The sequence below is a fragment of the Rothia sp. CCM 9418 genome (genome assembly GCF_048512825.1).
Classification (GTDB): Bacteria; Actinomycetota; Actinomycetes; order Actinomycetales; family Micrococcaceae; genus Rothia.
Genome location: NZ_JBLXXX010000002.1, coordinates 96,016 through 107,257 on the forward strand (window position 1 = coordinate 96,016; position 11,242 = coordinate 107,257).

At 47.0% G+C, this 11,242-nt stretch carries 14 protein-coding genes; all 14 read right to left on the minus strand.

All coding sequences use genetic code 11. The features are described 5' to 3' along the window. Window positions 1–29 precede the first annotated feature (29 nt). Entirely contained in the window at window positions 30–1,238 is a 1,209-nt protein-coding gene (gene dprA / locus ACN083_RS03185) for a DNA-processing protein DprA (RefSeq protein WP_419101380.1), read from the minus strand. 28 nt (window positions 1,239–1,266) lie between these two features. Continuing rightward, window positions 1,267–2,814, minus strand: coding sequence for a YifB family Mg chelatase-like AAA ATPase (locus ACN083_RS03190; protein ID WP_419101381.1), 1,548 nt, complete (start codon window positions 2,812–2,814; stop codon window positions 1,267–1,269). Next, window positions 2,814–3,197, minus strand: a complete 384-nt coding sequence (locus ACN083_RS03195; protein ID WP_419101382.1) for a YraN family protein — start codon at window positions 3,195–3,197, stop codon at window positions 2,814–2,816. Before ACN083_RS03195 ends, ACN083_RS03190 begins: the two co-directional genes overlap by 1 nt. A 189-nt stretch (window positions 3,198–3,386) precedes the next feature. Further along, complete coding sequence (locus ACN083_RS03200) at window positions 3,387–3,716, minus strand: DUF2469 family protein (RefSeq protein ID WP_419101383.1); 330 nt, start codon at window positions 3,714–3,716, stop codon at window positions 3,387–3,389. Then, a complete protein-coding gene (locus tag ACN083_RS03205) occupies window positions 3,713–4,513 on the minus strand; it encodes a ribonuclease HII (RefSeq protein ID WP_419101384.1) in 801 nt (266 codons plus the stop codon). The genes ACN083_RS03200 and ACN083_RS03205 overlap by 4 nt, the downstream gene beginning before the upstream one ends. Continuing rightward, on the minus strand, window positions 4,510–5,277 hold the full coding sequence (gene lepB, locus ACN083_RS03210; RefSeq protein ID WP_419101385.1) for a signal peptidase I: 768 nt from the start codon (window positions 5,275–5,277) through the stop codon (window positions 4,510–4,512). Before lepB (ACN083_RS03210) ends, ACN083_RS03205 begins: the two co-directional genes overlap by 4 nt. A gap of 112 nt (window positions 5,278–5,389) precedes the next feature. Further along, window positions 5,390–6,046, minus strand: coding sequence for a signal peptidase I (gene lepB, locus ACN083_RS03215; protein WP_419101644.1), 657 nt, complete (start codon window positions 6,044–6,046; stop codon window positions 5,390–5,392). 19 nt (window positions 6,047–6,065) lie between these two features. Beyond that, window positions 6,066–6,419, minus strand: a complete 354-nt coding sequence (rplS, locus tag ACN083_RS03220; protein ID WP_419101386.1) for a 50S ribosomal protein L19 — start codon at window positions 6,417–6,419, stop codon at window positions 6,066–6,068. 251 nt (window positions 6,420–6,670) lie between these two features. Further along, window positions 6,671–7,429, minus strand: a complete 759-nt coding sequence (gene trmD, locus ACN083_RS03225) for a tRNA (guanosine(37)-N1)-methyltransferase TrmD (RefSeq protein ID WP_419101387.1) — start codon at window positions 7,427–7,429, stop codon at window positions 6,671–6,673. A 1-nt stretch (window position 7,430) separates the two neighbouring features. Further along, a complete protein-coding gene (gene rimM / locus ACN083_RS03230; RefSeq protein ID WP_419101388.1) occupies window positions 7,431–8,012 on the minus strand; it encodes a ribosome maturation factor RimM in 582 nt (193 codons plus the stop codon). Between the two features lie 168 nt (window positions 8,013–8,180). Further along, a complete protein-coding gene (locus ACN083_RS03235) occupies window positions 8,181–8,423 on the minus strand; it encodes an RNA-binding protein (protein ID WP_419101389.1) in 243 nt (80 codons plus the stop codon). A gap of 2 nt (window positions 8,424–8,425) precedes the next feature. Continuing rightward, window positions 8,426–8,842, minus strand: a complete 417-nt coding sequence (gene rpsP, locus ACN083_RS03240; protein ID WP_419101390.1) for a 30S ribosomal protein S16 — start codon at window positions 8,840–8,842, stop codon at window positions 8,426–8,428. 208 nt (window positions 8,843–9,050) lie between these two features. Next, window positions 9,051–10,235 carry an ABC transporter permease gene (locus tag ACN083_RS03245; protein WP_419101391.1) on the minus strand — a complete coding sequence of 395 codons (1,185 nt, stop codon included), beginning with the start codon at window positions 10,233–10,235 and terminating at the stop codon, window positions 9,051–9,053. Next, the gene (locus ACN083_RS03250; RefSeq protein ID WP_419101392.1) at window positions 10,232–11,158 is read right to left on the minus strand and encodes an ABC transporter ATP-binding protein; all 927 of its coding nucleotides are present in this window, start codon (window positions 11,156–11,158) and stop codon (window positions 10,232–10,234) included. The genes ACN083_RS03245 and ACN083_RS03250 overlap by 4 nt, the downstream gene beginning before the upstream one ends. Window positions 11,159–11,242: the final 84 nt, after the last annotated feature.

Here is an 11,242-nt window from a genome sequence, read left to right on the forward strand (position 1 = left end):
CCTTTTCTGTTGGCTCTCTTCTGTTGATTCTACCGTTTCTTTTTATGCCAGAGATGATTGGTGTTTTCGATGAGTTGGTGGTGGCTAAGGTATCCGAGCGCACTCATAATATTTCGTGGGTTAGTTCCAATGAGCATACTAATTTTTTCGATGCTTATGCCTTGTTGTAATGGTAGTACGTCCCAGATGCGTTGGTGTAATTCTGTTAGTAGAGGTTCTTTTGCTAGGTGTTGTATGTTTTCGGTGTTTAATGTGGCGGAGAAATTTTCTAGGTGCAAGTCTTCGATAACTTCTTGGGCGCAGGTGATAGGTTGTGCGAGTCCCTCACGTAGTAGTTTGTGGCATCCTTGTGAGGTCGGACTAAAGATTGATCCGGGTACGGCTCGCAGTTCTCGGCCTAGTTCGAGGGCGTGGTGTGCGGTGTTTAGTGCGCCTGAACGCCAGCGTGCTTCGATGATGATGGTGAGTTCGCTGAGGGCAGCGATGATGCGGTTTCTTTGGAGAAACCGCCATCGTGTTGGTGGCGTTCCCAAAGATACTTCACTTAGGAGTAGCCCTCGGTTGATGATGTGTTCGTGTAGTTGTTGATGTTGTTTCGGGTAGGGTCGGTCTACTCCGCAGGCCATCAGCGCAATGGTTGGCAGGTTACTGAGCGAAGCTTCTAGCGCTTTGTTGTGTGCGATAGCGTCTATTCCTAAGGCTCCCCCAGAGATAATAGGTGTTTTTGTTGCTACGAGGTCTTGAACGATATGGTTAGTTGCGCTGTGCCCGTATTGGGTCGGTTCGCGGGAACCAACAACAGAGATGGCGGGTATATGCCGTAGTTCTTGTAGGCGTTTTCGTTCGCCTCGTCCCCATATAGCGTAGGGTCGTGAGCTGCCGAGGTCGTTGAGCGTTTCAGGCCAGTCCTCGTCTTCAGGTGTACAAATCCAGCTGTTGAGGCTTTGTGCTGAACGGTGTTCTTGTTCAGGGCTAAGAGTTTCGGCTCGTTGAGACCAGCGCTGAATTCTTTCTTGTAATGCTAGGTATGTTTCTTCGGAGCTTTTGTGGAGTGTTTCGCTCATAGATGAGTGGCTTTGGGACAGAGCTTTTTGCCATTCTTTAAACTTTAGTGGTGTTTTACGGCTGAGAATGTATGCGGTTTGAGGTGCCCCTAGAATCTCGATGGCGTGGTGAATATATGGGTCTTGTGGCTCTGCGATACGTAAAATTTGGGCGTAAGCGTGGTGATGTTCCATGGATATTTTTCTTGGTTGAGTGTTTTTCTTAGGTGGTGAAGGGTTCTTGGCTGAGGTGTCGGAAATATAGTGCGGTATCGATGTGCTCTGTTGTGGGACTGGTGGCTCCGTCGAGATCTGCTAGGGTCCATGCTGTTCTAAGGATTCGGTCGTATCCGCGAGCGCTGAGGTTTCCTTGATCCATGGCGTGGTTGAGTCCGGTAGTGAGTCGGGTGTCGAGTTTGAAAGTGTCGCGGAGCAGTTGTCCGTTCATGTCGGCGTTGGTGAGTAGCCCATAAGGTGATAGGCGTTCTTTTTGGAGGTTGCGTGCTTGCTGGACTCGTTGGGAGATAGTTGCACTATTTTCAGGTTTTTGGTGGTGTACTAGTTCCCGAGAGAGGATTTTAGGGATGGTGATGTGTATGTCGATGCGGTCAAGTAGTGGCCCAGAGAGTTTTCCGAAGTAATTTCTGCGTTCTTTAGAGGTGCATCTGCAGTCTAGACCTTGTCCAATGTTGTTTCCGCAAGGGCAAGGGTTTGCGGCGAGGATGAGTTGGAAACGTGCAGGGTAGGTTGCGGTTGCGGTTGCTCGGTGGAGGGTGATGTGTCCGGATTCTAGTGGTTGTCGAAGTGAGTCGAGTACCGTTCTTTTAAATTCTGGTGTTTCGTCAAGAAAGAGCACTCCCCTGTGTGCTTTAGAGATGCTTCCGGGGCGTGGTATTCCTGAGCCTCCGCCGAGTATGGATGCGGTGGAGGCGCTGTGGTGTGGGGCTTGGAAAGGTGGTGTTCGGATGAGTTCTTGGCAGGGTTTTTCTCCCATGTCTAAGGAGTGTATGGCGGTTACTTCCATAGCGCTGACATCATCTAGTGGCGGTAAAATGCTCGTTATCCGTTCAGCAAGCATTGTTTTGCCGGAGCCTGGCGGTCCTTTGAGCAGTAGGTGATGTCCACCTGCAGCTGCGATTTCTAAGGCAAGGCGGCCTTCTGTTTGTCCTGCGATATCTGCCATATCTGCGGTGAGTTGAGGTGTTGCGGTTGTGTTGTGGTGTTCTTTAGGTGGCGTTTGTGCCGATTCTTTGAGTGTTGTGGGGTCTGCCCCGAGGAAAGTAAGAACTTGGGCGAGGGAACGGCATGCTGTGATGTGAGCGCCGGGGATTAGCTGAGCTTCTTGGGCGTTTTCTTCGGGGACTACGATATGAGAGAATCCTGCTTCTATTGCGGCTTTAACAGATGGGAGTACCCCCGGTATCCTTCGTACGCTACCGTCGAGTCCGAGTTCCCCGAGGAATACGGTATTGGAGCTGCTACGTATTTTTTGGTCTGCGGTTAAGGCTGCTACTGCCATAGCTAGGTCGAAGGCTGATCCGCGTTTAGGTAAAGTTGCGGGGCTAAGATTTACTGTGATTTTTCGTTGGGCTAGTGACATCCCAGAGTTTTTGACGGCGGAGCGTATTCTGTCTTTAGCTTCGCTCAAAGAGGTGTCAGGTAAGCCTAAAAGGATGAAAGATGGTAGTGCTTGAGAGATATCAGCTTCAACTTCGATGATATGTCCGTTGATTCCTACTAATGCTACAGAATAGGTTTTTGCGTATGCCATTAGCTCACCTTTTTGAGGTGCTCAAAGGTGAAATGTTCTGGTGTGCCGGTAATAGCGATAGCGTCTAATTGGATATGTGTGAAGTCGTGTACGTCGTGTGTAGCGCACCAATAATAGGCTAGTTGTTTGAGCTTTTTTGTTTTGCCGTGGTGAATCGCGGTGAAGGGGTGTCCGTAGTTTTCTGTGCTGCGGGTTTTTACTTCGAGAAAGATAAGGTTTGCGTCGGTGTCGAGTAAAACAGCGTCGATTTCTCCACGTAGTTTAGGTTCTCCGGGGAGGGGCTGTGGTCGCCAGTTTTGTTCAAGGAGGGTGTAGCCTTGGCTGGTGAGTATCTCAACGGCGAGATGCTCGCCCCATCTTCCAGTTTCGAGGTGCTGTGCCATAAAGAATCTGGTGTCCGTTCATTGCCAGTAACATTTTCTTGGTTACTAGCATGCGACAGTAGATACTTTTGGAGTATGGAGAAAAAGATTCTGGGGATAAAAGTGGATGTTGAGAAGAATAGAGGATGTTCTCCACAGTCATATGGTGGGTGGGTTTATTGTCCGCAGTTTTAAACCAGGTTCGAGGGACTATCCTTCACCAAATCCAGGAATTTGCGGAACAACAAGTTCGGCGTCGGCAAGACGCTCTTCAACATTCACATCTTTAAAAGAATAGACGTGTACGTTTTTGACAAAACGTGAAGCACGAAAGAAATCCCATACCCATACGTCGTTCATCATCACCTCAAAGTAGACGCTTCCCTGTTGTATATGTGGGGTAACTTCCACACTATTAGCTAGATAGAAACGCCGATCGGTCTCTACCACATAGCGGAAAAGTTCATAAACCTTCTGGTATTCCTCATATAAGGCCAGTTGTGCCTGAGTTTCGTATTTTTCAAGATCTTCTGCACTCATGATGTTTCTACCATTCGTTGAATATATGCGTCTTTGAGTTGTTGCGGTTCAAGACCCAAATTCCAGCTAAGCCGGTGATGGGCGCTTGCCCCATACATTGCTAATGCTTCGCGGTGAGCTTTTGAACCATACCCTTTGTTTTTCTCCCAACCATAGGAGGGATTCTCTGCCGCTAAATTTTCCATCAGACGGTCACGATGGACTTTAGCTACGACCGATGCAGCTGCAATACATGCGCAACGGTAGTCACCTTTTACAATCGTTGTGACCGGTATGTCCCACGGTTGGTGTCGAGGATATTTTGAAGAGGCTTGTTCTTTCCACGTCTCATGAGCAAGCTCTTGGTATAGTTTTTGCGCTTCATCTAATTCGCTCAGCAAATCGGGAGTATTCGGGCTGAACCAGTTATGAGAACCATCTAAGAGAATCCTCTCAGGAAAAGAGGTAATACGCTGGTCTAGAAGAGCTTGAGATAAAGCTCGTTGACCAGCTAAACGTAAGGCCAACGTCATACCCAGTGCATCAATCTCTTGAGCTGAAGAATATCCAAGACCAGTAGCACACCAATCTTTGATGAGAGGGACGAGAGCTTCTCTCCTTTTGGTGCTGAGCGCTTTGGAGTCGGTGAGCCCTTCTACCATATGTTGCTGTTGGGCGGTAAGAATTGAGACTCCAACACCTACAGGCCCAGCTAAAGAGCCTCTGCCGACTTCGTCCATGCCTACGATGAGTTGAACACCTTGAGAGAAATATTCTTGTTCAATCTCGAGTGAGGCAGTATGCGAGATAGCGTTCACTTCTCTGAAGCTTTATTTCTGGGAACGTCTGCGAAGACATCATGCGCTCCACCAATAAATTGGAAACGGTTAAGCGGCCATGCACGTACAAAGACTTTACCTTCAACATCGCTATCACTAATAAATTCGTGCCCGTCTTCGATATGGTATCGAGAATCGGCTGAATTATTACGATGGTCTCCCATAACAAAATATGAATTTTCAGGGACAATTACGTCAAAAGGAATCTCAGAGGGCTTCGCACCTGGGTAGAGGTATGTTTCGTCAATAGCTACACCGTTGACCATGATTCGACCGTTTGCAGAACAACAGACAACGTGGTCTCCTCCGACACCGATGACACGTTTAACAAGGTACTTATCAGAGCTGTCGGGGAGGATACCGACGAAGGCTAGAGCAGAAGCGACGGGGTTAGAACGGTGAGGAGAAGAATCAATCCAACCTTGAGTATCTTTAAAGACGATAATGTCTCCACGTTCAGCTTGGCTAAACATTGAACCAGCAACATTAACAAAGACACGATCATTAACTTCGAGGGTGTTTTCCATCGAACCAGAAGGAATGTAGAACCCACGAATAACGAAGGTTTTGAGGATGAACGCAATGACCAACGCATAGAGTATGACGATACCAAATTCTTTAACTTGCCCAAGGAATCCGGTCTGCTCTGCAGGCGGGACGTCTTGATGTAAGAACGTTGCGTCTACAACATCCTCTGCGGTGTTTAGTGTTTGAGGTTCTTCATGTTCTGGAGACTGAGACATACCGTTCTTTCTGCCTTCTATAAGATTATTAAATTAAGGATACGGGAAAACACTTGAGCAATAGGCCCATATTGAGAAGGATATTTACTGAAAATCCGCTGTATATATTGGGTTAATGAGTTGCTATGTGTTCAAGAGCTCCAAAATGTTGGAGGGGAAGAATACGGTAAATGGGTTTACCGATAATTTTTTCTTCACGAATCATCCCCCCGCCCGGTGCAGCTAACAAAGCACGAGAATCTTCTGATACTGAACGGTGATCTCCCATCACCCAGATACGCCCTGGCGGCACAATAACATCAAAATTGACGGTGGAAGGGTCATCTCCGGGAAAAAGATAGGGTTCTTCAAGTTCTTGACCGTTAAGCAACAAAGTACCAGTATCTGAACAACAAGTTATTCTATCTCCGGCAACGCCGATAACACGTTTAACATAAATCGTTTGAGAACTTTTCAGCCCCACCCATTGCTCTAAAGTTCCTAGCGGGTCATGTAGCCAGGGGTTGGTACTTCGGTACGGGTCAAAAGAGCCTGTTCCGTCAAAGACAACAAGGTCTCCTCGTTGTGCTTGGGTATCTAATCTGCTGACGAGGATACGGTCACCGGTATTTAGTGTTGGTTCCATCGACGCTGAAGGTATATAAAAAACATCAACGAGGAAGCTCCTTATCAGGATGACGCACAGAAGAGCTAACGAAAAAATAACAGCGAACAGGCGCCTCCACCCGTAGCGGATGGGGCGCCTGTTCGTTGGTTGTGACCTTAAAATGTGGTCCATCCGTGAAAGATTACGCGGTCTTCTCGCGCTTTTCGCGGATACGTGCAGCTTTACCGTGGCGATCACGCATGTAGTAGAGCTTTGCACGGCGAACGTCACCGCGGGTAACAACCTCAATTTTGTCAATAACCGGGGAGTGTACTGGGAAGGTACGCTCAACACCAACGCCGAAGGATACTTTACGGACGGTGAAGGTTTCGCGAACGCCAGCACCCTGACGGCCTACAACGAATCCCTTGAAAACCTGAACACGAGAACGGTTACCTTCAACGATGTTAACGTGAACGTTGAGGGTATCGCCAGGACCGAATTCGGGGATGTCGTTACGAAGTGACTTGTTGTCAATGAAGTCAAGAGTCTGCATTGAGTTCTCCATGAGCTACCAGCCGTAGGTCTAATAGTCTCGTGATACTTCTGCCTACTATCTCTATGTGGCAGAGTTCCAAAATACGTAGACCCCGCTGGGTGGTGTCTACGGTTCATTTTGTTATGGTCGCTCATCCCCCTACGGCAGGGGCGTCCCCAAAATGAACACAAGAAATAATTATGACATAAATACGGCTCTGCGACCAGAACTTTAGAGGATTAACATATCAAGAGCTCATAAAAGATTTTTTAGTTTTGCTCTCGTAACTCTTGGAGTAAGGATAAATCCTGTGTATCTAATTGTTCTTCGGACAACGACTCAATCATGTCATATCGGCGGGTAAATGTCCGTCGAAGCTGTTCATCACGACGCCATCGGGCGATAGCAGCATGGTTGCCAGATAATAAGATGTCTGGAATATGATGCCCACGCCATTGAGACGGTTTCGTGTAGACGGGGTATTCTAACAATCCTCCCGTATGCGATTCTTCTTCTAAGGATTGGGGGTTTCCCATCGCGCCAGGAAGTAAACGCGTAATCGCTTCAATCATCGTAAGGACGGCAACTTCTCCCCCGTAAAGAACGTAGTCTCCTAACGATACAGGCATCACCTCAAAAGACGTTTCTGCCCATTCAAAGACTCTCTCGTCGATACCTTCATATCGAGCTGGCGCGAAGACAAGGTGTTCGCGTTCTGAAAGTTCTTCAGCTAAACGCTGGTTAAAAACTACTCCAGCTGGGGAGGGCACTAACAACAGAGGACGTTCTTGAGAAGTTTTTGTCGTCAAAACTTCTTCTAGGGCTAAAGCCCACGGTTCTGCTTTCATCACCATTCCTGCGCCACCACCATAGGGGGTGTCATCTACCGTTTTATGACGGTCAAACGCATAGTCACGAAGGTCATGAATGCGGATATCGACAATTCCTTGTTCTTGAGCTTTACCTAGTAGCGATAGCCGTAGAGGTTCAAGATATTCAGGGAAAATAGTGACAACATCATAGCGCATTCTATTGTTCCTCTGATTCTTCGCTACCTAGAGTTAAAAGCCCCTCTGGCGGGTCAATGAGGACGAAGCCTTCTTGTGTATCTACTTCAGGAACAATTTGTTCCACAAAAGGAATCATGGCTTCTTCCCCATGATGCAAACGAACTAAGAGTAAATCTTGAGCAGGCATTGTTTGTAATCCAATAACTGTACCGATTCCTTCACCTTCGGGAAGTTCCCCTTCGGGAACATCATGGTACAAATAGACCGGAAGATCTACTAAATCGTGTTCGTAGTATCCTTCAGAAGACTCTGCTTCAGAAGCGTCGAACGTCAATCGTGTGTTTCGTAGAGTTTCAGCCTGGTTACGTGATGTGACTTCTTCAAACCGAACCACCAGAATTTTTTTGTTCCATCGGCTGTGAGCTACGGTTAAAACACCGTTGGGGGCAATAGCACCAACGGGAGTTTCAGGCTGATAATTTTCAATGTTTAGCTGTTCTCCGCAGGCAAAACGTTCTTGAGGAGAATCAGTAAAAAGTTCGACGGTCACTTCTCCACGAATACCGTGTGGTTTACCGATACGCGCAACTAAAATCTGCATGAGGTTCTCCTCGTATTATCTTTCAATAGCAGTAAAAAATATTAGGTGTTAGTTCTTCTGTGGGTTCTAGTTTATCGTGTTTGGGTAATAACGGGATAATGCAAAGGAGTCCCAAGCCTGATTCAGGCTTGGGACTCCCCCGATAAACATGCTTTGTTTATAAAATTTTTAGCGTTGGCGATCAGTATCGACGACGTCTACACGAATGTGGTCGCCGTCGTTGATTGCGTCAATAACGGTGCGAATATTATTCGCGGTGCGTCCTTGACGCCCAATCACACGACCTAAATCTTCAGGGTTAACCCGAACTTCTAGGAAGTCACCACGACGACCGCTACGAGAACGAACTTGAACGTCGTCGGGGTTGCTGACTATTCCTCGAACGAGGTGCTCAAGGGCATCGGCCAACATAATTACTCAGCTGCTTCCTCAGTAGCTTCTTCAGCTACCTGAGCTTCTTCTTCCTTAGCTTCAGCCTTAGGGGTGATAGCTTCAGGAAGAATAACGGATCCCTTTTCAGGGACAACGAACTCAGGCTTAGCTTCTACAGGCTTTACAGCAGATTCTGCTTTTTCACCCTTGAATGCTGCCAAGTCACCGGTGAGTTTGAGCAATGCGCGTACCTGCTCGGTTGGCTGTGCGCCAACAGATAGCCAGTACTGAGCACGCTCAGAGTCAATCTGGATAAGGGAAGGGGTCTCGGTCGGATGGTATAGACCGATTTCTTCAATCGCACGACCGTCACGTTTAGTGCGTGAGTCCATAACGACAACACGGTAACGAGGATCGCGGATTTTACCCATACGCTTCAGACGAATTTTAACAGCCACTGTAGTGGACTCTCCTGTTTCTTTGTTTCAGGCGAAATCGTATTTCTGCTCCGGTGGGGCCGGCCATCCATACAATCTCTAAAATGAACACAATATGATGCGGTGAGAGGCCCGCACCTATCGGGTACCTGTGCAAGTATGCCAGAGCTGTGAACGTTAATCCAGAACTTCGCAGGTATTTTCACGATGTTATTAATAAAGTCACAGACTATTTCTGTTCTTTTTTCAAAAGAACTTGCTTCCACGTAGCGGCACTGCCCGAACGCATCACCTGATGACGATAAATCTTGGCACCCCATAAGGTCATGCCCCACGTCGCTATCAAAGCAAATACCAGAGACAGCACTGGTTCCCAGAAAAAGACATCTTCTCGCAACATCCTCATGGGCATTGCAATAGAAGACGCAATAGGAATATATGAGACAACGGTTAGGACAGCCCCCGAAGAGTAAATACCAGCAAAAAACGCAGCCATCAGAACAATGGTCAAAGGGGAAGCTAAGGAACCGATATCTTCAACGCGTGAAGACATGGCACCAACAGCAGCCCAGATAGTTGCAACTGCCGCAAAACCAACCACATAGAACACCGCAAACCAACCGGCAGACGGAAGAATCCACGCATATTCTTGGGCAAGGTTAAAGACATTCAGACCCGTTAGAGCAACAACTCCGTAGAGTAACATTTGCCCAATTGCGAGAATCACGTTACCAAGAACTTTTCCTGCCAAAAGTTGAGAAATCGGAATAGCGGTAGCAATAATCTCAACAATACGATTTTGTTTTTCCTCAACCACGCTCATGGCAATCAGCTGACCAAAAATGAGCGATGACATGTAGAAAATCAGGGCAAAAATAACACCAACCAACAAGGCAATACCACGATTATCAGAGTCCTTAAGCATGGAGACTTTCAGCGATGTCCCCTGCTGCAACTCTTGCCAAGAGACACCGGCTTGAGCAGCATTCTGTTCTATTTGTTGCGTGAAGATAGTATCTTCAAGAACACGTGTCAACGTATTCTGTGAAGAATCCTTATAAACCAATTCCCAGCCCTGTTCGGAAGAGAGTTCTTTAAGGTATGCATCTACATCATCTTCTTCTAGCGCATGCTGAGCTGACTGTTCAGAGTCAAATAGCTGAACGTCTAAAGAATCATCAGGGTCTTGGTCCTGAAGAATTTTCGTAGAACTTTCCACTAAATGTTGAGCTTTTTGGTTAGTCACAGCAACGGTATAGTGAGTATTTTTCTGCCCTAACCATATGTTAAACCCCATGCTGAGGACAATAATTACGACAGAAAAAAGCGTGCTGAAGATAAAAGTTTTATCTCGAAGCTTTGTGTTGATTTCACGTACCATGACGATACGCCAAGGTGCAGGTGCTTGATTCATTGTGCTGTCACTCCTCGATAGATATCTCCTAATGTTGGTAGTACGCGCGAGAACTCCGTCATCCCCTGATCAACGGCATAGCGAAGCAGTTCAGGTCGAACCTGTTCGATAGGGTGTACGAATTCTAAAAGCGCCTGAGTTCCTTGGAAGTCAAGCACACGTATCCCTTCATAGCTTCGAAGCCATCCCAAATCTGTTGTTGACTGCATCCTAAAGTGTTGAGGCGACTCCTCACGAAGTTGCTGAGCATTCCCCGCCGCACAAATAATGCCTTGGTGCAAAATCACAACTTCTTCACATAACCGGTCGATCAAATCCAACTGATGTGATGAGAACATCACAGGAACACCAGAGCGAGCAATCTTGTATAACAGTTGAACCATGTTCTCAACACCTTGGGGGTCAAGACCAGAAAACGGCTCATCGAGAATTAAAGCCTTCGGTCGATGCAAAATAGATGCAATAATCTGAACGCGCTGTTGATTACCTAAAGACAAAGATTCTAGTTTACTGTTCAGGTGTTCACCTAAGCCCATGAATTCTAGGTAATCGGTAGCTTCACTTTTTGCGGTACTAACATCCATTCCATGCAACTGCCCCAAGTACACTAGCTGAGACAGAAGAGGCTGTTTAGGGTATAGGCCTCGTTCTTCTGGCATGTAACCAAACGTTTTACGATGTTGGCTGGTAATCTTCTCACCGCAATACAGAATTTCACCCTGACAAGGCTCTAAAAGCCCCATGATGATACGCATTGTTGTTGTTTTACCAGAGCCATTTGCTCCCAAGAACCCCGTAAGAACACCAGCATTAACGGTGAAGTTAATGTCCTCTAGAACTTTTTTCTCTCCAAAGCTTTTACTTACATGAGAAATTTCAAGAGAACCATGAGGCGGTTTATGAGTGTCTACATGTTCGACCATAGTGACCCTTTCGTTGTGTCACCCCTACCGGTGGTCAGGGATGGCACCGTTATTATTACTCACTACGAGTCTAAAAAATTTCAG